Origin of the sequence: Halostella pelagica (assembly GCF_004762015.1) — an archaeon.
Taxonomy (GTDB): domain Archaea; phylum Halobacteriota; class Halobacteria; order Halobacteriales; family Natronoarchaeaceae; genus Halostella; species Halostella pelagica.
In genome coordinates this window covers 467,280-489,665 of record NZ_SJES01000002.1, presented here as the reverse complement: position 1 = coordinate 489,665, position 22,386 = coordinate 467,280, and the positions used below count along the sequence as shown (strand labels likewise).

The following is a 22,386-nucleotide window of genomic DNA, read 5'->3' as shown; positions in this document are numbered from 1 at the left end:
GGCCTAAATCTATGTATGAACGGACACGACGGAGCCGACGGTCGAACGACGAACCGGCGCCGGTTCCTCGCCGGCACCGGGGCCGCAGGGATGGCGTCTCTCGCCGGGTGTAGCGCCGCTCTCGATCTTCTCTCGGGTGACGAGGACAGTAGCGGCGACGACGAACCTGGACTGATCGGATCCGGGCGCGAGGGACGGGACGCGCCGGGCGGTACGCCGATGAGCGAGATGCCCGACCTGAGCGGGACGCTGACGCTATACTCCGGCCGCGGAGAGCCGCTCGTCGGAGAACTCATCTCCCACATCGTCGATACGTACGACGACTTCGAGATCGAACCTCGTTACAACAGTTCGACGGACCTGGTGAACCAGATCCGCCAAGAGGGTGAGGCGAGCCCCGCCGACGTCTTCTTCTCGGTCAACGCCGGTGCGTTGGGTCTTCTCGCCGACGAGAACCTTGCCGCGACGCTCCCCGACGACGTGGCCGGGAAAGTCGACAGCGTGTACCGCGACGACGACGACCAGTGGGTCGGTACATCCGGTCGCGCACGGACGATCCCGTACAACACGAACCAGTTCTCCGAGAGCGACATCCCGGACGACATCTTCGCGTTTCCGGACGCCGACCAGTTCCAGGACACGATGGGTTGGGCCCCCTCTTACGGGTCGTTTCAGGCGTTCGTCACGGCAATGCGGATCCTCAACGGCGAGGACGAAGCGAGGTCCTGGCTAGAGGGGATGATCGACCAAGGTGTCGAACCGTACTCCGACGAGTTCACCGTCGCGCGCCGCATCGCCGACGGCGAACTCGGCGCGGGGTTCACGAACCACTACTACATCCAACGCGTGGTCGACAACCGCGACGATCCGCCGATAGCGACGGCCTTCACCGAGGGCGATGCCGGCACCATCTTCAACGTCGCGGGCGCGGCGGTCGTCAGCGCCACCGACCAGTCAGATCTCGCTGCGAACTTCATCCGACACCTCCTGTCGGCCGAAGCCCAGGAGTACTTCGCCGTTCGGACGTTCGAATACCCGCTGATCGCCGAGGTTGAACCCGTCGGGGAACTCCCGACTATCGACGAGTTGAACCCGCCGGAGTTAGACCTGACACGACTATCAGAGATCGGTCCCACCCTCGACCTGATGCGCGAGGCCGGGATCGACGTGTAACGTCATCATGGAAACGGACAACGGCACGACCACGACCGACGATCCGACCGACTCCGGGCGTTCGGCGTCCTCGCGACCGGTCGGACTGACACTGCTTTCTGGGGCGATCGCCGCGGCCACCGTGCTCCCGCTGTACTGGTTGTTCGACACCGCATTCCGGGCCTCGAAGCCGGTCCAGTTGGGTGACCCCACGACCTGGCTCGGTGTTCTGGACCCGCTCTCGCTGTTGCTCGAACCAGCGTCGATACAGGTTCTAACAAACAGCGTTCTCCTCGTGGTCTGTGTGACGGCCGCGTCCGTCCTCATCTCCGTCCCCTTAGCGTATCTCACCGTTCGGACGGACCTCCCGTTCCGACGGTTTTTCACTATCGCCGTCATGCTGCCACTGGTCATTCCGAGTTACATCGGCGCGTTCGCCTTCGTCTCGGTGTTTTCGCCGAAGGGGCAAGTGCAGTCGCTTCTCGCCCCTCTCGGTGTGGAGGAGCTCCCCGGGATCTACGGTCTGGAGGGTACGGTGCTCGTGCTGACGCTGTACACCTACCCATACGTGTACATCACGTCCCGCGCGGCGCTGAAGACGCTCGACACGAGTCTCGTCGACGCTGCACGGACCCTCCGACACAGTCGGTGGGAGGCGTTCAAGCGCGTCGTCGTCCCCCAGATCCGGCCCGCTGTCGCCGCCGGGTCGCTACTCACCGCGCTGTACACGCTGTCCGATTTCGGCACGCCGCAGATCATGCGGTACCACGTGTTCACGCGTATCATCTACACCCGCTGGGCGGACAGCGCCGAGTTCGTGTCCGTGCTGTCGCTCCAGTTGCTCGCAGTAACTGTACTCATCCTCGCCGTCGAATCCAGAGTTCGCGGCGACGATACGCTTCACAGCAGTCGGGGCGGGCAGGCCGCCAGCCGAGTGAGACTCGGCCGGTGGCGGTGGCCCGTCCTCGCCTTTCCGCTTGCCGTCGTCGGACTCGCACTGGTTGTTCCTATCGGGACGCTCGGCATGTGGCTGCTCCGCGGCAGTGCCACGGGGAGCGGCGTTCCCTTCGAATTGGAGTACGTCGCTAACTCCATTGACGTGTCGCTCGCCGCCGCGCTGATCGCGACGCTCGCCGGCATTCCAGTCGCGTACCTGTCGGCGCGATACGACACCCGTCTCGGCGACCTGTTCGAACGCGTGACCTACGTCGGTTACGCGGTGCCGGGCGTCGTGATGGGGCTCGCACTCGTCTTCCTCGGTATCAACCTCTTTCCGGACCTGTATCTCACGCTCCCGCTTCTCATCTTCGCGTACGTCGTTCGCTTCCTACCCCAGTCCGTCGGATCGACCCGGGCCTCGTTCCTGCAGGTCAATCCCGCACTTCCGGAGGCGGCCCGGACGCTCGGACGGAGTTCCGTCGGCGCGTTCCGCGCGGTGACGCTCCCGCTCGCCGCGCCCGGACTGCTCGGCGGCGCGGCGCTGGTCTTTCTCACGACGATGAAGGAGTTACCGGCAACACTGATGCTGCAACCACACGGTTACAAAACCCTCGTCACCTACATCTGGCAGATGCAAGAAGACGGCTACTACGGCGACGCCGCGGTCCCCGCGCTCGTGCTCGTCGCCATCTCGGCGCTCTCTATCTTCGTGATAATCTCACAGGAGGGGTACGATGTCAAATAGCACGTTCACGCAGGGGTCGTCCGAAACTGAGGGGACGAGTCAACCGAATTCGACGGCGGAGACGGTTCTCGAACTCGACGGCGTCTGCAAGACTTACGGCGACGAACGGGTGATAGACGACCTGTCGCTGTCGGTCACCGACGGTGAGATACTGACGCTCCTGGGTCCGTCGGGATGTGGCAAGACGACGACGCTCCGCCTCATCGCCGGGCTTGAACGGCCGGACAGCGGCGAAGTTCTCCTCGATGGCGCACCAGTGGCGGGCAACGGCGACTTCGTCGCGCCCGAACAGCGAGGCGTCGGCGTCGTGTTCCAGGAGTTCGCGCTGTTTCCCCACATGACCGCCGAAGAGAACATCGCCTTCGGCCTGAAGGACGCCCCGGAGAGCGAACGCGAGGACCGCGTCGACGAGATGCTCGACCTCGTCGGCCTCGACGCCCACCGCGACAGCCATCCCGACGAACTCTCCGGCGGCCAGCAACAGCGCGTCGCGCTCGCCCGGTCGCTCGCCCCCGAACCCGAGATGCTCCTGCTCGACGAGCCGTTCTCGAACCTCGACGTCGACCTCCGCGTCGAGATGCGCGAGGAGGTCCGGCGGATCCTGAAAGACGCCGGCGTCACGGCCATCTCTGTCACGCACGACCAGGAGGAGGCGCTCTCGATAAGCGACCGCGTCGCGGTGATGAACGACGGGCGGATCGAGCAGATCGACCGCCCCGAACAGGTGTTCCAACACCCCGAATCCCGCTTCGTCGCCGGTTTCCTCGGTCACGCGAGTTTCCTCTCCGGATTCGTCACCGGCGACGAGGTGGAGACGGGACTCGGGACGCTCTCTCGCGACCGCATCCACGGCCTCGCCGAGGAGTACGACGGGACGAAGCTAGACGTTCTCGCCCGACCCGACGACCTCACGGCGTCACCCGCGCCCGGCGACCAGTCCGACGGCGAGGTTGTCCACCGCAGATATCTGGGACCGACGGTGCTGTACCGCGTCGAACTGGACAACGGCGACGTGTTAGAGTGCATGCACGACCACACCGACCAGGTCGCCGTCGGCACGCGGGTGGCGGTCGAACTCGATGCGAACCACGACCTGGCCTGGTTCCCGGCCTCACAACGCTGATGTCGCCCGCGAGCGGCTTCCGCGACCACGTCACCCCGGCGCGGGTCGCGGCGCTGCTCGCGGTGCTAACCGGTGCTGTCGTGTTCCTCGTCGCGAACGAGCTGTTCCCGTATCACTCAAACAACCACGACGAGGGTGTCTATCTTCAGCAGGCCGAGATGCTACTGAACGGGCAGTTGTCTCTCTCTCCGGCAGTCCCGGACGCGGTTCGCCCGTGGTTTTTCGTCGACGACGGCGGGCGGCTCTATCCCAAGTACACCCCCGTCCCCGCCGCCATGTTCGCGACGGCGAAGGCGCTGACCGGCGAGTTCCGCGTCGCTCTCGCCGTCGTCGCCGCTGGAAACGCCGCACTTGCCTACAGTCTCACCGCCGAGGCGTACGACCGACGGACCGGCGTCGTCGCGGTCGTCGCCCTCCTCGGAGCCCCGCTGTTTCTGCTGACTTCGTCCGTGTTCCTCCCGTACGCCCCGACGGCGCTCCTAAACTGGACGTTCGCGCTGGCGTACGTCCGTGCGGTACGGGAACGGAGCGCTCGATACGCCGCGTTGGCGGGCGTCGCGGTCGGCCTGGCGTTTTTCGCCCGGCCGTACACCGCGGTGCTTTTCGCCGCGCCGTTTATCGCCCATGCGTTCCGTACGCTGTACCGGGCCGGGACCCGCGACGAGTGGGATATCCGCGAGTGGGTTCGGCTCGACGCAGTGATCGCGGCCGGTGGACTCGCGTTTGTCGGACTGTCGCTTTCGTACAACGCCGCGATGACGGGGTCAGCGTTCCTGTTCCCGTACGAGGCGTTTGCCCCGCTCGACGGTCTCGGCTTCGGCCACCGGAAGATACTGAGCCACGATCTCCGGTACACGCCGGCGGTTGCGCTCCGTGCGAACGCCTGGGTGCTGTGGTACTTCGCGACGCGGTGGGCGGTCGCCGGACCGATAGGAACGCTCCTGGCGGCGGCTGGCGTCGCGCGCCTCCTCACTTCGCTCCGGCCCAGTCGGCGGTCCCGACGGGAGACCAGCGGCGGCACTCCCGACACCCCGCTGTCTGACCTCGAACTTCGGACCGTTCTCGCGGGGCTGTTCGTCACCGTCGTCGCGGGCAACGTGCTCTTCTGGGGCAACTACAACGTCCTCGCGACGTTCGACGACCCGACTGACGGCCTGATCTCTCATTTCGGACCGTTCTATCACTTCGACCTGCTCCTCCCACTGTCCGCGTTCGCCGCCAGCGCCGCCGTAGGCGGGTGGCGACGACTCCGCTCCGCGGCCGCGAACCGCTTTCCGACGCGATACGCGAAACTATCGCTCCTGCTGGTTCTCGTCGTCACCCTTCCCGCCGTCGGCGTCGCGGAGCGCTCCGTCATCGACGGCCCCGTCGAGCGAAACGCGGCCCACACCGAGAAGTACGAGCGGGCGTACGCGCCGGTCGAGAACGCCGAGTTCGAGAACGCGCTGGTGTTCGTCCCCACACCGTACGGGGACTGGCTCAATCATCCATTCCAGTCGATCCGAAACGGCCCCGATTTCGGCGGCGAGGCCGTGTACGCCCTCGACAGGTCCGCAAGCGGGGACTTCGCGGTAGTCGACGCCTACTCGAACCGTACGCTCTACCGCTACGCGTATCAAGGCGAGTGGACTCCGGACCCGTCTGAGCAGGTCGATCCGAAACTCGAACGCCTTCGAGTCCGCGAAGCGGCGGCGTTCGACGGGGTGATGCGGGTCGGCGTCATCCGCGCGGTCGAATCGGTGACGGTCCGAGTCGAAACCGATGGAACGGTACACGAGTACGCCGTCGACCGGGAACGACTCGGCGACGAACTCGCGGTCGAGTGGGAGCTGACGCCCCGCGGCGTTCGTGCGACCGGTGACAATCTGACCCGGGTCGTCGGCGACGGCGAGTTCGTCCCGGTCGACGGCAGCGAGAACGTCGCAGTGACAGTGACGATGATCCAGCGGGGCGGGGCGTCTATCACCTACCGCGAGGACGTTTCAGTCCGGACGGGCGACGAAACGGTCGAGGTGATCTGGCCGCCCGAACGGTCTGTGTGCAATCTGGTCATGGACTGCGGATCGGAGGGCACCTACCTCCCGGACCGGCCGGAGACGCGCGTCGACGGCGCGAGTATCAACAGTACGCTCCGGCCGAAGGAGGGGGAGGCTGTCGGCGGTCTGTGAACTGGCCTGCCGACCGCGCCGGCAACCCGTCCGACGGCTCATACTGTCGGCTGTAACTTCGGAAAGATAATCGGACCCCCGGGGGTCCGATATTCTTCAAGGGATTACAGCCGACAGTATCAGTTCGAACCGCTCACCCGTCCGCGGGGTCGTACACCCAGATCATGTTGTTGTCGTGGAACCCGGTGTCCTCCCCGATGATGACGCGACCGTCGGGCATCACGACGACGTTATCCGGATTCGCGATAGTGTTCTCGGGGTCCTGGTCGGGCGAGAGCGATAGCTCGCCGAAGCCGAACGCGCCCTCTTCGTCCTGTTGAGGGTTGTACCCGCAGTCCTGGCAGACGGACTCGTTCGAATTCGGGTCGGCGTCGTACGGACAGCCGCCGCAGATGTTGGCGTCCGGACCGCCGGTGACAACTGGCTCCATTCGGTCGACATCGTAGTTCTGTCGTAGCTGCATCCGATAGACGGCTCCGTACTCGTTGCCGCGGAGCTGGATATCTCCCTCGTCGTCCGCCATCGTCTCGCTGACGGCGGACATCGCGACGTACATGTAGTCGCCCGGTTCGGCGTCGGGACGGATGTTGATCCCCTCCATCTTCCGGAACTCGCTCGTGGCACCGGCCACCTCGGCCGCTTTCCGCGATTCGAGGAACGCGACGCGGTCGTCGGCGGCGTTTCCGTTCGCCCAGGCCGTTACCTCGGCGTCGGTGATGTAGCTCGTCTCGCCGTCCGCGTAGTCGGCCTGCGAGATGCCGTCGTATTCGGCCACCCACTCCGCTATCTCGTCGTCCGACGCGTGGCCGAGTTCGACCCACTCCAGGTCGAAGCCGACATCCGCCGGGTCGCCACGACCGTCCTGAGACGCACTGGCGGCGTACAGCGTTCCCGACGAGAGGTCCTGCGCCTCGTCGGCGACGAACTTGTAGAGGTGTTTCCCGGTGCCGTCGGAGCTGGTGTATACGGTTCGCTCGTCGGGCATGACGACGGCGTTTTCGTGGGCGGACCGGCCGATGGCGAACCGCTTTTCCGGCGTCGGGTCCTCGGACTCCGGCTCCGTTATCTCGACGATGTACCCGTATCTGTACGGGTTCGGATAGTGGCCAAGATACTGCTCCAGGCTCTCGACACCGCCGACGTAGTCCCATTCGGGGTCGTTCCAGTGTGCTGTGCTCGTGTGGGCGTAGTTCTCCTCGGAGGTAAGCGGCGTTCCCCACGGCGAGACGGTTCCGAAGCAGTTCACCCACGTTCCCTCCACGTCGCGGAAATCGACGTTCATGGCGTCGACGACAGTCCAGCGGCCACCCTCGCGCCGAACGTGCATCCTGCTTACGGCACCGGGACGAGTCTCCCAGTTGGTGAACAGATACCCTTCGTCACCGGCGTCGTTCGCGGGGATGAACCCGTTGAAATCCGGCGTGTCGGCGTCGGTCAGCGGTTCGCCATCGGGCGTCGTGGGAACGCCGAGCCGTTCGCCGTCGCCGATGTCGTCGCCGCCGTTGCGGAGCACGGAGTGAGTGCCGGCAGCGGTTCTGACCATCTCCGCCGACGAGTCGGACGTCGGCGTCTGCACGCTGCCGAAATCACGCGGCAGGTCGTGGAGAGAGGTGTCCTGAACGACGCCGACGCCCCCGTGTCGGTAGCCCCACCACATGTTGTCGTCGTCCGGGTGTTGCACGTTGAAAAACAGCGTTCCGTCGTCGGTGAGAAAGAGGCCAGTGATCTCAGCACCGCTTGCCGTGGTTGCGAACCGGTTCAGCGTGGGGTCAGTGTCGACCCCTGCAGTGCTGTCACTCCGCGCGCTCGTCACGCCCCATGGTGTACCGAGGACGCCGAGAACCTTCAGTACCTCCCGCCGGCCGAGTTGTAGGTCTCTGGACATCGACATCTCGGGATTCCCGAATAGTACAGGAATAGGTTTATATTAGCCGTACAGCGGGGTACTAGACGGTCTGTATCACTATTGTCCAGTGCATATCGTTTCTTGGGAATGGAACTGTTCGTCGGAGATCCTCCCGATAGAATCACGCCGAGAGGCTCACCGGAACTGCTCTTCGAGGCAGACTTTGACGATGGACTTCGCGATGGCCACGCCGCCCGAGAACGGGTCGAGTTTCGTCTCGCCTTTCCGTTCGCGGTACGCGATGGGCACTTCCTTCACGTCGTATCCTCGCATCAGCGGCCGGATCAGCAGTTCCGCCGAGAGCCCCGTGTTTTCGGTCCACTCGATTGACTCGACCACGTCCCGGCGGTACGCGCGCATCCCCGTCGTCGTGTCGTGGACGCGCTGGCCCATCAGACCGCTCGCGAGCAGGGCAAACGCCTGATTGCCGCGGCGGTTGAGGTCCGGCATCGCGTCGGCACCGTGGTAGAGTCGGTCCCCGCTGACCACGTCGTACCCGTCGTTTATCGCGGCGAGGAACTCCGGCAACTGCTCCATCGGATAGGTGTCGTCGCAGTCAGTGGTGACGACGAGAGGCCGGTCCGGCGTCAGGATGGCTTCGCGGACCGCGACGCCGTACCCTTGCGGGGGTTGTCTGACCACGCGAGCGCCGTGTTCACGCGCTACCTCCGGCGTCTCGTCGTCGGAACTGTCGACACAGACCACCTCGGCGCGTCCGTCCGTCACATCGGCGACGTCGTCGAGCACTGTTCCGATGGCCTCGGCCTCGTTGTACGTCCCCATCACGACGCTCAGGTCGTCGAAGGTGAACTGGTCCTCGCTCCCGTCTCCGTCGTCGCGGTCCCGATCTGCCCGTACACTCATTACTGGCGGTTTCGCTCGGGAGTACTTGAGTTTTTAGGTTTGCCAAAAACAACGGGGATCGACCGTCGCCCAGTTGATGTCGGGAGTCGGCGATCCGAGACTTTGCGGGCGACGGCGTGAAACGCGGAGAAACAGCCGCGATGTGTGAGAACGTATTTCACTCCCGGCTCGATGGACGAAACCATGCCATCAACTCGCCGGGTCACTGCCGCGGCCGGACTCGCCGCGCCCACGCTGGCGCTGGGTTCCATCCTCGTGGCGACGCTTCTTTCGCCGTCGTTCACCTGGAGCGGGGCGGCGCTGTCTGACATGGGGCGGCCGAACGAACCCACGTTTCGACTGTTCAACGGCGGACTCGTCGCCGCCGGCGTCGTCGGACTGCCGTTCGCGTACGCGCTCTACGGCCGGGCGGAAAACGCCGTACAGACCGCGGGTGCGGTCGCGTTCGTCCTCGCGACCGCCTCGATGGGGCTCGTCGGCGTCTTCCACCTCCCGAGAGCGGGCCACGGGATCACCGCTATCGCCCACTACCTCTTCGCCACGGTAACGCTGTGGGTGTGGGGCAGCGGCGAGGCGCTCGCGGGCGACGTTCGACGGGGACTGGCGACCGTCTGGCTCGGCATCGGTCACGTCCTGCTGTGGATCGGCTGGGCCGGACTGCTCGCGCCCGACTGGTTCGCTGGCGCGGAGTTCGCAGGCGCGGCCGTCTTCGGCGTGTGGACGGTCGCCACCGCTCGCCGCCTGCTCCGACAGTAGCCATCGAACGTCACCGCCCGCCCTGTCGCCGGACAGCGGGGCAGTACGTCCGACCAGCAGACCGCACGGCTGGTACGTCCGAACACGACGGGTCTGGGCGACACTGTTACTCGGATTCCGTGACAAGCGCCGTGAACTCGTTGACGTCGGCGTCTATCCCGGCGACGATGACCTCGTCGCCGACCTCGAATCGGAAGCTCGGGGCGAGGTCAGTTATCGTCTCTCCGTCGCGTTCGACCGCGATGACGGTACACCCCGTCCGGTTGCGGATGTCCGCGGCACGGATCGTCTGTCCCGCGATCGCGGGTGCCTCGGTGCGCACGACCTCGACCTGCGTGTCGAGCGAGATGACATCCCTGTCGAGCACTGTCGATGCGAGCATGCGACCGCTGACCGTCGACAGCGCTAGCACGTAGTCCGCGCCGGCCCGGTAGAGTTTCGGAACGCTCTCGTCCTCCTCGGCCCGGCAGACGATCTCGGCGTCCGGATTGAGTTGGTCGACGACGAGAGTCGCAAACGTCGTCGCCGTGTCGCTCCCCAGCGTGATAACCACTGTCGTCGCGTCGGGAACGCCTGCCTCCCGAAGCGTCCGTTCGCTCGTCGCGTCGCCGACCACGTCCGTGAGAGACGTGTCCCGGTGGTCAACGACCGTCGCATCGATGTCGGCTGATGCCAGCACGTCGACAACGGTCGACCCGACCTCACCGGTACCGAGAAGGACGACGTCCGATCGCGACGGCCGGCGGCGCTTCGACCGCGTCAGTCTTCGGAGCGCCTTCAGGTTGGATACGCGTCCCGCGGCAAGGAGGACCGTCCCCTCCGAGAGTTCGGTTTCGGGGGACGGCGGACTTTGGAACTCACCGTGCTCCCAGATACCGACGACGTTCGCCCCAGTCCCCTCCCGGATACCGCTGTCGACCAGTCGCGTGCCGTCGAGAGCGCTGTTTCGCTGGACGATGAGTTCCGCTATCTCGTACTCCTCCGTTACGGCCTCACCGACCCGGGAGTCGACCGTCCGCGTTATCTTGTCGGCGAGGCTCTCGCCGAGGATCCGCTCGGGAGAGAGCACGTGGTCCGCACCGGCGTACCGGTGATACCCCGAGTTTGCGGTATCCTCGACGAGCGTCACCGTCTGTACCTCGTCGTCGACTTCCCGGACGGAGAGGACGATGCTGGCGTTACGTTCGTCGTCGGCGTCCGCGACGACCGCAGTCGCCCCCGAGACGTTCGCGTTCCGGAGCGTCGCGGTCGATTCCGGGTCACCATGAATCACTGACAGTCCCGTCTCGTGGAGTTCCGTCGCCGTCGGTTCGTCCGATTCGACGACGACGTACTCCTGTCCGCGCGTTTCGAGTTCGTCGACGAGCGCCTCTCCGTGAGGCGTGTACTCGCAGACGACGACGTGGTCTGAGAGGTCCTTGACTGCGGTCGGTGCGGCGGTTGCCAGCGTCTCCTCGAACAGCGGGAACACGAACGCCGGGAGCGTCATGAAAATGAGAAACACGCCGGTCAGGTCCATCAGAATGACCAGGACGTTCATCCACGGCGAGGACCAGGGGGCGTCCGACCCGAACCCGGTCGTAGTGAACGTCTCGACGACGACCTGAAGCGAGTGTGGGAACGTCGACGGCCGATTCTCGAAGATCCCCATCCCGAAGTGGTACGCGAGCGCGTACAGGAGGATGATACCCGCCAGTCCGAGGAGATAGAGTATCGTTCGTCGTCGCCAGGTACTCATTCGCACACTCTTTCCCACACAGAGGACAAAAAGGGTTCCGTCGAAGAACTCGCCGATGGAGGGTCAGGTCACCGATTTTCCACCGAACTGGGGGTGGCACGGTCAAAAGGTTGAAATTCGGACCCCCCATAGAGGGATCCATGCATAAGGACGAGCTACTCGAATTACACGAGCAGATGGTGACGATCATGGAGAACGTCGCCGAGCGTGAGGAAGTCGATCCGGAACTGTTCGACCCGTACTATCAGCTAGACGTCGACCCGTCTCACGTTCACAAATCGAAAAGCGAGCACAAACACGCCGTGTTCGTGCTCGGAAACGCGCTCGCAAACGCGATGAGCGAAGACGAGTTCTCCTCCGCGGGCCGTATCGGTAAGCGCATGGAGGAACTCGCCGACGACGCCGAACAGAAGATCTGAGGCGAGTAGTTCGGTCGGCGGTAGCTTCTAGCCGCTCGCAGGTCCACCTCTGACCTGTCACGGCGGGACACATTCTCTGCTAGCGGCGGAAAGTATATGTTTCGCATGTGGCTTTTGCCATGCATGAAAACGCGCACGGAGGAGCGGGTGGATGACTGGAGTACCCGTCCGACAACGACGGGGTACGATGGGTTACGAGACCTCGCGGACGACGGATTCTCGGGTGCGGTGCGCGCGCGCGGCACGTGGTTATTCATGCTAAACGGCCGCATCGTGGGGGTGTTCGAGGGGGAGATAGAGGACTTCGAGTCTGCATCTGCGACACCGTACAAGGCACCGGATCCCTCTCTCCCGCTTCTGTTTACCATGCTCGAAAAGGGCGGCGAACAGCAGGCCAAATACTACACGGAGGACACGCCCGTGGCCGAGGCCGACGGAACGCTCTCTTCCGGTTCGTTCACCGGCTACATCGAACTCAGCGAGAACGTTCTGAGCGGCGACTACTACGTCGTCTACTACGGCGGACGCTCGATGAAATGCGCGTTCGTCGGCAACAGCGAGGACCTCCTGACCGGCGACGAGGCGTTCGAGCGCGCCAACGACGAGGTCGGCATCTACGAGGTTCGGAACGTCGATATCGAGGTGACCGACGTACCGTCCGCGTCGGGTACAACCGGCGACGCACACGGCGATGCGGACGGCGTGGGGTCGACCGACAGTGATTCGAACGCCGAACCGGAGACGGGAACCGGCGTCGGCACGGGCACGACGGTTGAGAATTCGAGCGCCGGAACCGGCGTGACGGACGAGGCCGGCGGTGTCGGGGTGACGGACGACATCGATGCCGGTAGCGGAACGGGTGGGTCATCGACCGTCGACGACGCCGCGACGACGGGGACGACCGACGCGCGACAGTCCGGTTCAGAGCGATCCAGCGGTGTGGAAACCCCGCCAACTGACGCAGACACCGACCGGCAGTCGGACGTGTCCCCCGACACGACGGCCACGGAGAGAACAGAGACCTCGACCGGCGAGAGCGAGGCGACCGAGGTAGGCGACGTGACGCCTTCCCCGGAAGACGACGTAACGACTTCCCCGGAACGTGACGATGCGGCGCGAACCGACGGGAGCACTGCAGATCAGGCCCCGACCGAGAGAGTCGCGGACTCGGTATCGCACGAGGACGCCTCGGATCCGATGCCGAGCGAGGAGACCACTAGAGAATCGCCGTCCGGTTCGGAGCCAGACCTCGATCCGACACACCCTACCGAACGGGAGTCGTTCGGCACCGCCGCCGGTGACGCGACGGATCCGACGGACGCTGACCCCGCGGTCGAAACGGAACCCGAACCCGACAGTGACACCGCGTCGGCTTCCACGGAACAGCCTGAAACGCCGGCAAACGCGGGCGATAGCGGCGCGGACCGAACGGACACAGCCGGACCCGGCCAGAGAGCCGACGACAGTCCGAAACAGGAGAGTTGGGACACCGACCTCGGGTCAGACGACGCGGCGTCGGCCGAGGCCGAACGGACCGATCCGGGCAACGAAGACGAGGCGGAGTGGCGCGAGACCCAGACGATCCCCGCGCTTGACCCCGACCGCACGTCGACCGGTGACGACGGAGGACGGAGCGACTCACAGGCACAAAGCAGCGCCCGGGGAACCGGAACACGCGGCGCTTCGGGTCGCCAGGCCAGGAATCGAGGTGGACCGACCAATCGCGACCGTGCAGGGACCCAGGGACAAACAGCCGACCGAGACCGGGCGAAAGCCCGTGGAACCGGAGATAACGGGTCCAGCACGCAGCGATCGACCGAGAACAGCGAGGCGTTGAAACAGGAAGTGCTGGAACGCGAGGACAAGATCGACCAACTGCAACAGCGCGTTTCGGACCTCCAGGGCGAACGGGACCGGCTCAGGTCCGAGCGCGACGACCTCGCCGGGAAAAACGAGTCGCTCCGCGGGGAAGTCGAGGAGCTCGAATCCGAGATAGAGCGCCTCGAACAGACGGTCAACCGCCTGAAAACGGAAGTCGAGGACGCGCGCCAAGCCGCAGGGGACACGCCGAACGCCAGTCAGCGGATCAGTCCGGCGGAGGCGCTTCAGGGGACCAACTTGTTCGTCCGCTACGGCTCGAAAGGAGACGCGACGCTGGACGACGCGAGGGCCGGCGAAGCCGACGCCGAAGCGGTGAACGCGAACCTGCGCCTCGAACATCACACGCAGTTCGAAACCGACGACGTGGCAGTCGACGGCAAAGCGTTCGACGAGTTCCTCACGAACACCTTAGAGTTCAACTTCGTTGACTGGATAGTCGGCGGTCTGTTGTACGAGATCCGCGACACCGGTCACGCGACGGCGCTCGAAGACCTCTACAACGCGATCCCCGAGATCGACCGCGCCGAGATAAAGGGCAACGTCAGCCTCGTCTACACCGAAAACGGGGACGAAGTACGCGAGCAACAGCAGTTCGACATCGTCTTGCGCGACCGGATGGGGAACCCGCTCGTCGTCGCGGACCTGAACGACTCGCGCCAACCCGTCACGCAGGACGGGATGGCCGGGCTTCAAAACAGCGCTTCGAAGGTCAAAGAGACCAACGACCGCCTGTGTTCGGCGTTCGTCGTCACGTCGAGTTTCTTCGAACCGGGCGCGCTGGAGACCGCGGCCGAAGCGACGAGTGGGAGTTTCCTGAGTCGAGACTCGAAGGAGAGCTTCGTGAAACTGGCCCGTAAGAAAGGCTATCACCTCTGTCTCGTCGAATCACGCGGCAGAGACTTCCACCTCAACGTGCCGGAACTCTAACTTTCGACTTCGGCGCTCTCGTCTATCTTCATACTGTCGAGTTTGTCGACTATCTCGTCTAACTTCTCGTCGAGTTCGTCGACAAACTCGTCGGTACGCTCCGTCTTGATGGCACCCTGGCTGGAGGGTTCGATGAGGTTCTCCTCTTCGAGAACGCGAAGGGAGTATCGAACCTTGTGATGTGGGTAACCAGTTTCGTTGGACATCTTGACGATCCCGATGGGCTCGCTCTCGATGACCATCTTCAGAACCTGGAGGTGACGTTCAAGCATATCGACCTCTTTCTCAAGTCGGTCTATCATGGCATTTGTTAACTTGTCTTTCGGGGTTTTAAAAGTTGTCTTCAGAGCGGTGCGTCGAATACGTCTCAGACGTTTCCCGTGATGAAGGTTAACACTTTGGATCGGAGCCACAGTCGGTGATCGCGGCTGCTACCGGGAACGTGCGCGATAGAACCCGAACGGGAACGTGCGCGATAGAACCCGAACGGGAACGTGCGCGATAGAACCCGAACGGGAACGTGCGACCGCAGGCCGGCTTGTCCGAACGACGGTCCCGACTGCTCGGATCCGGTGGATCATCCTCGCAGTAGAATTCGTACCGCAGAGCGCCGCCGATACTCGGATTTGCGTACGCGTCACGCGGTAGCACCCGCCGTAATCACGGAAGTGCTTGCTTGACGGCGTTCGCAGTCCGGGCGATACACGAACGTGGGGTACTTCTCCGGTGACGAGCGTCACTATCGTAATCGGTTTACCGGGGTAGAGAGAATCGAACCCTGTTATGACCGTTACCATCGTCGGTGCCCAACTGGGCGACGAGGGGAAAGGCGGCATTGTCGACCTCTACTGCGACGAGGCCGACGTTGTCGCCCGGTACCAGGGCGGCGACAACGCCGGCCACACCGTCGTCGAAGACGGCACCGAGTACAAGCTTTCGCTGGTTCCCAGCGGGGCTGTTCGCGGCAAAGTGGGGGTGCTCGGCAACGGGTGCGTCGTCAACCCCGCGACGCTGTTCGACGAGATAGACGACCTCCGAGAGCGCGGCCTCGACCCGGACGTTCGGGTGGCACGCCGCGCCCATGTCATCCTTCCCTACCACCGCGTGTTAGACGGCATCGAGGAGGAGATAAAGAGCGAGTCGGACCAGGAGGTAGGCACGACGGGCCGCGGCATCGGACCGACGTACGAGGACAAGGCGGGCCGTCGCGGAGTCCGCGTCGGCGACCTTCTCGAACCCGATGTCCTCCGCGAGCGTCTCGAATACGCCGTCCCGCAGAAGCGCGCGCTCGTCGAGGACGTGTACGGCCTCGACGTTGCGGACCTCGACGCCCCCGAGGCGTTCGACATCGACGCCGTGTTCGAGCAGTACCGGGAGTTCGGTCGCCGTCTCGACGACCAGGACATGACCGTCAACGCTGGCTCCTTCCTCACTGACGCCATAGAGGAGGAGGAGAGCGTCATGCTCGAAGGCGCACAGGGGACCATCATCGATATCGACCACGGAAACTACCCGTACGTCACGTCGTCCAACCCGACTGCCGGCGGGGCGGCGACCGGTACCGGCCTCAGCCCCGGCGTCGTCGGTGGCGGCGAGGTCATCGGCATCGTCAAAGCGTATCTCACGCGGGTCGGGAGCGGACCGATGCCGACCGAACTCGGCGGAGTCGTCGGCGACACGCCCGGCTACGACGAGCAGGGCGAGGGCGAGAACGAGGAACTCGCGACGTACATCCGCGAAGAGGGCGGCGAATACGGTACGGTTACCGGTCGCCCCCGCCGCGTCGGGTGGCTTGACATGCCGATGCTCCGCCACGCCGCCCGTACGAGCGGCTTCACCGGGCTCGCGGTCAATCACATCGACGTCCTCTCCGGGCTAGACGAGGTGAAAGTCGGCCACTCCTACGACATGGAGGGCGAAGAAACGTTCAGCATGCCGGCGACGACCGAACACTGGCGGCGCTGTGAACCGAACTTCCGGTCGTTCGACGGCTGGCCGGACGTCGACTGGTCCTCCGTCGCCGCGGACGGCTACGACGCCATTCCGGACGGTGCCCAGACGTATCTGGAGTACGTAAGCGACGAACTCGACACGCCGGTGTACGCCGTCGGAGTCGGTGCGGACCGCGACGACACGGTCGTAGTCGAAGAGCCGTTCTAACACCTGAAACCGACAGCGACCACGGAGCGAACCGCGGACCGTCGTCGCTCTCTCCGACGGGCGCTTACTTCGCGACGATATCGGATTCGAGAGCCGCCACTTCGGAGAGTATCGCGTCGACGTGTTCCGGTTGAACGTCGAACGATTCCAGGCTCTCCCGCAGGTGACCGGCGACCCGCCGGAAATCGTCGTTCGTCAGGTCGAGGTGAGCGTGCGCGTCGCGCATGTCGTCACCGTCGTACTCGACCGGTCCGCCAGTCACCGCGGAGATGAACGCCGTCTGGTGCGACCTGAGTTCGTCGAGATTCGCCTCCGAGAAGTACCCAGCCAGTTTCTCGTCGGCGAGGACGCGGTCGTAAAACTCGTCGACGACTGCTCCGATCGCTTCCTCACCGCCGATTTCGTGGTACAGTGACTTGTCTCCGGGCATATAGTTTCACACGCAGTGAGCAAAGTAAATAGCTTGTGTCAGCACGGGGACGACCCGGCACGTTTTTTGCCGGGGGAGCCGTGGTGTCGACTATCAGGTGAGTTCGTCGTGAAAGAATCACTCATGGACATACTCTGTTGCCCGATGGACAAACACGACCTCGAACTGCAAGACGAGGAGCGAGACGACGGCGAGATCATGTCTGGGAAACTCGTCTGTACGGAATGCGGGGAGAGTTACCCCATCGAGGACGGGATCCCCAACCTCCTTCCGCCGGACATGCGAGACGAGGCCCCAGCCTGAAGGTTTTTGCTCCCGGGGTCCGACGAAGTAGCCGTGCCCCGGACGCTGGCGGTCCACGTGAATGACGAGACTCTCCACGCCATCACAGTGGAAACGCGGTCGTTCGAGACGGCGGGGGCGTTCGACATCGAACTGGTGAACCACGGCCGCGCGGTCCACGTTCACCTCAATCTCATGGAGGGGCTGGAACGCGGAGCGACGCTCGAAGCGACCAACCACTTCGTCGAAACGGAGACGGTCAGGAGAGTCGCTCTCGACGTCGTGGACGGCGCGCTCCCGGCCAGCGGCAAGCTAAAGATCGTCACGGGCTACGGCGCGGAGACCGCGTACGTCGACGTGACCGCCAGGGAAGCCGAGAACAGCGTCGATGCCGTCGACATCGACGAAACGCTCGCCGAGCCGGGCGGAACCGCCGACACGGATGTGGACCGACAGACGGACGCTCGTTCGCTCCTGCCGACACCGCTTGCGAAGAGTGCGCCAGTCGTCGCGCTGGCGGGCGTCGCCCTGTTCGTGGCGTTGCTCGCCGCGACTGTCGTCGACGCCATGTTCGCCCTGTTCGGACTTGCTGTCGTCCTCGTCGGTGTCTTCGCAGCGGGTGCGATTCTGGTTCGCGGCTGAACGTTCGTCGTAAAGCAGTGCGACGTCGAGACGGTTACGGACGGTCCAGAACGTGGTCAGGGACGGAATGAAGTCGGGCCAAGTGTGCATGCACGACTGCGCGAACAGATGCGACTGTCTCGTTAGTCGAGGGAGTCCGGTCGTCGTGGTTACGGAGTAGCTACTCTTCCTCGGTCGGCACGCCGCAGAGTCGTCCCTCCTCGTCGAATAGCTTCTCCCGCAGGTAGCGGGTGCGATAGCGGTTCGCTCCCTCGTACACGTCCGCCTCGCGGATATCGTCGGTCCTGCCGTCGGCGACGGCGTCGATCACGTCCTCTATCTGCTCTTTCTCGCTCGGGGTGAGGTCGAACTCGTAGGTGCGCGATTCCTCGCGTTCCAGCGTGGTCCACTTGCGCGCGGCGGCGACGACGAGCGAACACGGCTCGCGACAGGGGAACTGCCCGTCTCCGCCGTCGGCATCGAGTTCGCGGTCCTCGTCGAACTCCCACTCTCGGCGTTTGAGACACTGCGAGTCGACACAACAGGTTGCGGCGATCCGGTCGACCGCCTCGGGGTCGAGTTCGTCGACGATGTCGTAGATGCCGGTCTGTCGCTCCGCCGTCTCGCGCCAGTGGGAGATGTCGAGTTCGCCTTCACGCTCTCGGTGCCAGTTCGGTATCGTCGCGGGATAGACGACGCCAACGGTTTCGACCAGTTCCGGCGCAGTGAGATCGGGAAACACCCACCCGTCGCGGAGCGACGGGGCGGTCTTCAGGGGTCGGTATCGCTCTTTTCGGTCGTACTTGACGAGTTCGCGCGCATCGGTCGGGTCTTCGTACGTCCGAAGGTCCGTGACCGGCGCGCCGGCGTCGTTCTCGTGGCGAACGTCGTACGCTCGGCGGCCGTCGTCGCCGAGCGTCACCGTAAGTTCGAGTTCGCCCCAGGTCCGACTGACGCCGGCAGCGAGTTCGTCGTACCGCGTCGGAACGTCACCCGCGTCGGACCATTCGAGCCACCGAAGAAACGCACGTCGGGCGCTGTGGGTCGGAGCGATCTGCGCCCAGAAGTACCAGTTCGTGACGTAGGCGGGGGCGTCTTCGGCCGCCTGAACGAACGCCGACTCCGAGAGGCCGGTCCGCTCGTCGTCCGGGACCGCAAACCGGTACACGTCGCCGTCGTACTCGGCTTCGAGGCCGTCCAGGGCGATCCCGTCGGACGCCGCTTCGCGGAGCGCCTCGATCTGCTCGGCTTGCATACGTACGTCGTAGGACAGGGACGGCATAAGCCCGGCTATTCGACCACGGAAGCGCCGTCTCGCCGTTTTGAACAGATGAAGTATATAAGTTTTTCCCCGCCTTTCCGATAGGGAGAGCGCGCTGACCCATTTATGTAGATACGGAGACACGGAAGAAATGCAATGGTTTCCGACTCACTTCGGTCCTCCGTCCCGGCCCTGTTGCTGGTCGGCATGTTAGTGCTCAGCGGTTGTTTGGGCACCGTCGCTCCCGGCAGCGGGGACGCGGACCAGACGACTGCTGAGCCCACAGATCTTCCGGAAGAACAGTCCGACGACGATACTGACGACAGCGACGACAACGCACCCCCGAGCGACGAGGAACTGACCGACACGCTCAACGAGCGGATGTCGGAGATCGAGAGCCTGACGATGACCCAGCGGATGACGGTCGTCATCGACGGCGACGAGACTAAGGCCGCAACGAAGGTGTGGCTCCGCCCGGAGTCGGGCGAGATGCGGAGTCAAACGCTCGCTCCGGAGTCCCGTGCCGGCGACGTGTCCCTTCTCAACGAGAGCAGGATGGCGATATACGACGCCGACGAGCAGAAGGTGACGGTGTACGACCGCGAATTTAACGGCGGATCCGCGGCCGGATTGACTATCGTCGGCAGTCTCCGGGAGGCGTCCGTCGAGTACGAGGCGACCGAGCAAATCGACGGCGATCGGACGTACCGCGTTACCCTCGTTCCGAACGGTACGATGAACGCAGAGGCTGAGATGACCGCATGGCTCGACGCCGAGACGTACTTCCCCAAACGGGTCGAGACCACCAGTTCGACCTCCGCACTCAACACGACGACCACCATCGAGTACGAGAACGTCAGCCTGAATCCGACGATCCCGGACACGACGTTTACGTTCGATGACCTCCCGGAAGACGTTGAGTGGGAAGAGTACAGCACGCCCGACACCTCGACCTACGACTCCCGCGAGGCCATGACGGGAGAGTCGAACCTGTCGGTTCCGGCACCGGACGTTCCCACAGGGTACGAGTTCGAAACCGGACGGATCGTCGAGGGGACTACCGAATCGGTGTCTATCACCTACACCAACGGGGACCGACAACTCTCCGTTACGGCGATAAACACCACCTACGAAACGGCGGACGGTAGCGCCGAGAACGTCACCATCGACGGCAACGAAGCTCGGTACACTGACTTCGACGACAGAGGGCTTGTCACGTGGTCCTGCGACGGCAAAACCTACTCCGTGCACGGCCCGTTCGACGAGACGGGACTGGTCGAGATAGCCGAGTCCATCGGTTGTCACTGAGACCGCCGAACCGATAGCTCCCTGCCGCCGCCACCCGGGCACGGCACTCTCGCTGACGCTTTCCCCTCCGCCACGCCCTTCTTTCTCTCGTTTCGAACTTGTTCTCTCGCCGAGATGCAAGGATTTTTGCTTCGTCTCCCTGTTCGTCCGAACTGTATGCCGTTCATAGAGTCCCCTCTCCAGCGGGCCATCGTGGGTATCTTCGCCGTTTTCCTGATCTCTGCGGGCGTATTCGTCGCGTTCGGCGGCGACACCGGCGCGTCGGAGACGAAGCCGATAGGAGAGAACGCCTCGGAGAAGTACGCACAGATAGACGGCGTCGCCGCAACCGTCACCTCCGAGTTCGAGGGTCCGAACACCTCCGAGCAGTCGGTGATGGTCACGAAGGAGCGGCCCGGGACTCAGCAGTTCTACCAGCGAACCGTGGACGATAGCAGGAACGAGACCGAGATATACACCAACGGTTCGGTCATGTGGCTGTACGACCGTGACGCGGGCGAAGCGATCCGGCAGGAACTCCCGGAGCAGATGGAACGGTCCTCGAGAACGCGGGACCAACTAAACGATATCTTTGCGCGGATCAACGAACAACGCGGAGCGGCGGAGGCGGACGACACGGACGATACGGATCGGGGCGTCTCACCGTTGCCAGTCGTATCGTCGCCCCAGTCGACGACGGCGTCGATCGAAACTCCCGCAGCGAACGAAACGGATTACGAGGTGACCTACCTCGGGACTGGAACGGTCGACGAGCGGAAAACACACGTCGTCCGGATTAACGGTACACTGGCGGCGGGTAACGGGTCAAGCCTCGGAATGACGAACATGACACAGACGCTGTGGATCGACGCGGAGCGGTATTTCCCGCTGAAGTACCACCAGCGCTGGTGGATGAACGGCGACCGCTACGAAACCCGGGTGACGTACTCGAACGTCACGTTCGATCCGGGGTTCGACGAGTCAACGTTCGAGTTCGATCCGCCGGAGAACGTGACTGTCACCGAGCAGTCGTTCCCGGAAACGACGACGTACGACTCCAGAGAGGCACTCGCGGAGGCGGCTGAAATGACTGTTCCCGACCCTGACCCGCCGTCCGGATTCGAACCCGAAACGTTCCGTCGGTTGAGCGGAGCCTATCGCTCGGTTTCGATAAGCTACACTAACGGGCCGTCTGAACTCACCGTCACGAAGATGAATCGGACTACGTCGAGCGGAGTCAGCGACGCCGAACGCGTGTCGGTCGACGGACGGACGGTACAGTACACCGAGTTCGGGTCGGTCCGGATAGCGGTCTGGGAGTGTGGGGGACGGCGGTACAGCGTCACCGGACGAAACGCCAGCCGGTCGGCCGTTCTCGGTGTCACCGCCTCGGTCGACTGTGAGCGGGCGACCGATCAGGCACGCAGCGACAACGAGTACGCGATGAACGCAACGCCGAGAAGTTGAAGCAGTCTGACGAGCAGGGTAAAGCCCGGCCGATAGTCAACCGGAACGACACCGCCGCGGAGCAACAAGGAGCCAACGAACGCCGAAGCGAAGGTGACACCCATCAGAATGACGAGGCCGAGCGAGAGATACTGCATCGGCCGACTCTGGTGGCGGCGGTAGCCGCGGTACGCCTGATAGGCGACGTACAGTCCGACGACTGTCGAGGCGAACGAGGCGGCCAGGATGGCCCACTGGATTGGGGACGTTGCGAGTGACAT

Annotated in this window: 19 protein-coding genes; 12 read left to right on the top strand and 7 right to left on the bottom strand. The window is 64.1% G+C overall.

Features of this window, described 5'->3' with window-relative positions:
• Window positions 1–15 precede the first annotated feature (15 nt).
• The 4 genes from EYW42_RS06905 to EYW42_RS06890 are packed head-to-tail and all read left to right on the top strand — an operon-like array spanning window position 16 to window position 6,127.
• Window positions 16–1,173 (top strand): extracellular solute-binding protein, encoded by a 1,158-nt coding sequence (locus tag EYW42_RS06905; RefSeq protein WP_135534517.1) that lies wholly within the window; start codon window positions 16–18, stop codon window positions 1,171–1,173.
• A gap of 7 nt (window positions 1,174–1,180) precedes the next feature.
• The gene (locus EYW42_RS06900; protein WP_135534516.1) at window positions 1,181–2,836 is read left to right on the top strand and encodes an ABC transporter permease; all 1,656 of its coding nucleotides are present in this window, start codon (window positions 1,181–1,183) and stop codon (window positions 2,834–2,836) included.
• Entirely contained in the window at window positions 2,826–3,959 is a 1,134-nt protein-coding gene (locus EYW42_RS06895; RefSeq protein WP_135534515.1) for an ABC transporter ATP-binding protein, read from the top strand. Before EYW42_RS06900 ends, EYW42_RS06895 begins: the two co-directional genes overlap by 11 nt.
• Window positions 3,959–6,127 (top strand): ArnT family glycosyltransferase, encoded by a 2,169-nt coding sequence (locus EYW42_RS06890; RefSeq protein ID WP_135534514.1) that lies wholly within the window; start codon window positions 3,959–3,961, stop codon window positions 6,125–6,127. The genes EYW42_RS06895 and EYW42_RS06890 overlap by 1 nt, the downstream gene beginning before the upstream one ends.
• 133 nt (window positions 6,128–6,260) lie before the next feature.
• On the opposite strand, the gene EYW42_RS06885 is transcribed toward EYW42_RS06890, so the two are convergent.
• Window positions 6,261–8,012, bottom strand: a complete 1,752-nt coding sequence (locus EYW42_RS06885) for a PhoX family protein (protein ID WP_135534513.1) — start codon at window positions 8,010–8,012, stop codon at window positions 6,261–6,263.
• 156 nt (window positions 8,013–8,168) lie between these two features.
• Window positions 8,169–8,897 carry a dolichyl-phosphate hexose transferase gene (locus EYW42_RS06880; protein WP_135534512.1) on the bottom strand — a complete coding sequence of 243 codons (729 nt, stop codon included), beginning with the start codon at window positions 8,895–8,897 and terminating at the stop codon, window positions 8,169–8,171.
• Window positions 8,898–9,080: 183 nt separating this feature from the next.
• On the opposite strand from EYW42_RS06880, the gene EYW42_RS06875 reads away from it, so the two are divergent.
• Window positions 9,081–9,653 (top strand): DUF998 domain-containing protein, encoded by a 573-nt coding sequence (locus tag EYW42_RS06875; protein WP_161972919.1) that lies wholly within the window; start codon window positions 9,081–9,083, stop codon window positions 9,651–9,653.
• Between the two features lie 106 nt (window positions 9,654–9,759).
• On the opposite strand, the gene EYW42_RS06870 is transcribed toward EYW42_RS06875, so the two are convergent.
• Window positions 9,760–11,391, bottom strand: a complete 1,632-nt coding sequence (locus EYW42_RS06870; RefSeq protein ID WP_135534510.1) for a potassium channel family protein — start codon at window positions 11,389–11,391, stop codon at window positions 9,760–9,762.
• Window positions 11,392–11,531: 140 nt separating this feature from the next.
• Between EYW42_RS06870 and EYW42_RS06865 the strand changes: the two genes are divergently transcribed.
• Together EYW42_RS06865 and EYW42_RS06860 are read left to right on the top strand one after the other, a co-directional pair.
• Complete coding sequence (locus EYW42_RS06865; RefSeq protein ID WP_135534509.1) at window positions 11,532–11,810, top strand: UPF0058 family protein; 279 nt, start codon at window positions 11,532–11,534, stop codon at window positions 11,808–11,810.
• A 123-nt stretch (window positions 11,811–11,933) separates the two neighbouring features.
• Window positions 11,934–14,618: a DUF7527 domain-containing protein gene (locus tag EYW42_RS06860; RefSeq protein ID WP_135534508.1), complete on the top strand. Its 2,685-nt coding sequence runs from the start codon at window positions 11,934–11,936 to the stop codon at window positions 14,616–14,618.
• Here EYW42_RS06860 and EYW42_RS06855 read toward each other — a convergent pair.
• Window positions 14,615–14,920, bottom strand: a complete 306-nt coding sequence (locus EYW42_RS06855; protein WP_135534507.1) for a hypothetical protein — start codon at window positions 14,918–14,920, stop codon at window positions 14,615–14,617. The two genes, EYW42_RS06860 and EYW42_RS06855, sit on opposite strands and share 4 nt — an antisense overlap.
• 481 nt (window positions 14,921–15,401) lie before the next feature.
• Here EYW42_RS06855 and EYW42_RS06850 point away from each other — a divergent pair, with 481 nt between their 5' ends.
• A complete protein-coding gene (locus EYW42_RS06850; RefSeq protein WP_135534506.1) occupies window positions 15,402–16,778 on the top strand; it encodes an adenylosuccinate synthase in 1,377 nt (458 codons plus the stop codon).
• Between the two features lie 64 nt (window positions 16,779–16,842).
• On the opposite strand, the gene EYW42_RS06845 is transcribed toward EYW42_RS06850, so the two are convergent.
• Entirely contained in the window at window positions 16,843–17,208 is a 366-nt protein-coding gene (locus tag EYW42_RS06845) for a group I truncated hemoglobin (protein WP_135534505.1), read from the bottom strand.
• 108 nt (window positions 17,209–17,316) lie between these two features.
• Between EYW42_RS06845 and EYW42_RS06840 the strand changes: the two genes are divergently transcribed.
• Together EYW42_RS06840 and EYW42_RS06835 are read left to right on the top strand one after the other, a co-directional pair.
• A complete protein-coding gene (locus EYW42_RS06840; protein WP_135534504.1) occupies window positions 17,317–17,511 on the top strand; it encodes a methytransferase partner Trm112 in 195 nt (64 codons plus the stop codon).
• 33 nt (window positions 17,512–17,544) lie between these two features.
• Complete coding sequence (locus EYW42_RS06835; protein ID WP_135534503.1) at window positions 17,545–18,132, top strand: DUF7524 family protein; 588 nt, start codon at window positions 17,545–17,547, stop codon at window positions 18,130–18,132.
• Between the two features lie 160 nt (window positions 18,133–18,292).
• On the opposite strand, the gene EYW42_RS06830 is transcribed toward EYW42_RS06835, so the two are convergent.
• Complete coding sequence (locus EYW42_RS06830) at window positions 18,293–19,366, bottom strand: DR2241 family protein (protein ID WP_135534502.1); 1,074 nt, start codon at window positions 19,364–19,366, stop codon at window positions 18,293–18,295.
• A gap of 162 nt (window positions 19,367–19,528) precedes the next feature.
• On the opposite strand from EYW42_RS06830, the gene EYW42_RS06825 reads away from it, so the two are divergent.
• Both EYW42_RS06825 and EYW42_RS06820 read left to right on the top strand, forming a co-directional pair.
• Window positions 19,529–20,680 (top strand): DUF4367 domain-containing protein, encoded by a 1,152-nt coding sequence (locus EYW42_RS06825; protein ID WP_135534501.1) that lies wholly within the window; start codon window positions 19,529–19,531, stop codon window positions 20,678–20,680.
• Window positions 20,681–20,836: 156 nt separating this feature from the next.
• Window positions 20,837–22,126 (top strand): LolA family protein, encoded by a 1,290-nt coding sequence (locus EYW42_RS06820; protein ID WP_161972918.1) that lies wholly within the window; start codon window positions 20,837–20,839, stop codon window positions 22,124–22,126.
• On the opposite strand, the gene EYW42_RS06815 is transcribed toward EYW42_RS06820, so the two are convergent.
• Window positions 22,075–22,386 carry a DUF7521 family protein gene (locus tag EYW42_RS06815; protein WP_135534499.1) on the bottom strand — a complete coding sequence of 104 codons (312 nt, stop codon included), beginning with the start codon at window positions 22,384–22,386 and terminating at the stop codon, window positions 22,075–22,077. The genes EYW42_RS06820 and EYW42_RS06815 overlap by 52 nt on opposite strands.

What these genes read in the sequence shown, in the direction of transcription:
- EYW42_RS06830 (WP_135534502.1), bottom strand. Translation starts at nt 19,366, where the DNA reads ATGCAAGCCGAGCAGATCGAGGCGCTCCGCGAAGCGGCGTCCGACGGG.
- EYW42_RS06890 (WP_135534514.1), top strand. Translation starts at nt 3,959, where the DNA reads ATGTCGCCCGCGAGCGGCTTCCGCGACCACGTCACCCCGGCGCGGGTC.
- EYW42_RS06820 (WP_161972918.1), top strand. Translation starts at nt 20,837, where the DNA reads ATGCCGTTCATAGAGTCCCCTCTCCAGCGGGCCATCGTGGGTATCTTC.
- EYW42_RS06850 (WP_135534506.1), top strand. Translation starts at nt 15,402, where the DNA reads ATGACCGTTACCATCGTCGGTGCCCAACTGGGCGACGAGGGGAAAGGC.
- EYW42_RS06880 (WP_135534512.1), bottom strand. Translation starts at nt 8,897, where the DNA reads ATGAGTGTACGGGCAGATCGGGACCGCGACGACGGAGACGGGAGCGAG.
- EYW42_RS06815 (WP_135534499.1), bottom strand. Translation starts at nt 22,386, where the DNA reads ATGTCACTCGCAACGTCCCCAATCCAGTGGGCCATCCTGGCCGCCTCG.
- EYW42_RS06895 (WP_135534515.1), top strand. Translation starts at nt 2,826, where the DNA reads ATGTCAAATAGCACGTTCACGCAGGGGTCGTCCGAAACTGAGGGGACG.
- EYW42_RS06845 (WP_135534505.1), bottom strand. Translation starts at nt 17,208, where the DNA reads ATGCCCGGAGACAAGTCACTGTACCACGAAATCGGCGGTGAGGAAGCG.
- EYW42_RS06855 (WP_135534507.1), bottom strand. Translation starts at nt 14,920, where the DNA reads ATGATAGACCGACTTGAGAAAGAGGTCGATATGCTTGAACGTCACCTC.
- EYW42_RS06885 (WP_135534513.1), bottom strand. Translation starts at nt 8,012, where the DNA reads ATGTCCAGAGACCTACAACTCGGCCGGCGGGAGGTACTGAAGGTTCTC.
- EYW42_RS06870 (WP_135534510.1), bottom strand. Translation starts at nt 11,391, where the DNA reads ATGAGTACCTGGCGACGACGAACGATACTCTATCTCCTCGGACTGGCG.
- EYW42_RS06860 (WP_135534508.1), top strand. Translation starts at nt 11,934, where the DNA reads ATGAAAACGCGCACGGAGGAGCGGGTGGATGACTGGAGTACCCGTCCG.
- EYW42_RS06875 (WP_161972919.1), top strand. Translation starts at nt 9,081, where the DNA reads ATGCCATCAACTCGCCGGGTCACTGCCGCGGCCGGACTCGCCGCGCCC.
- EYW42_RS06865 (WP_135534509.1), top strand. Translation starts at nt 11,532, where the DNA reads ATGCATAAGGACGAGCTACTCGAATTACACGAGCAGATGGTGACGATC.
- EYW42_RS06825 (WP_135534501.1), top strand. Translation starts at nt 19,529, where the DNA reads ATGGTTTCCGACTCACTTCGGTCCTCCGTCCCGGCCCTGTTGCTGGTC.
- EYW42_RS06900 (WP_135534516.1), top strand. Translation starts at nt 1,181, where the DNA reads ATGGAAACGGACAACGGCACGACCACGACCGACGATCCGACCGACTCC.
- EYW42_RS06905 (WP_135534517.1), top strand. Translation starts at nt 16, where the DNA reads ATGAACGGACACGACGGAGCCGACGGTCGAACGACGAACCGGCGCCGG.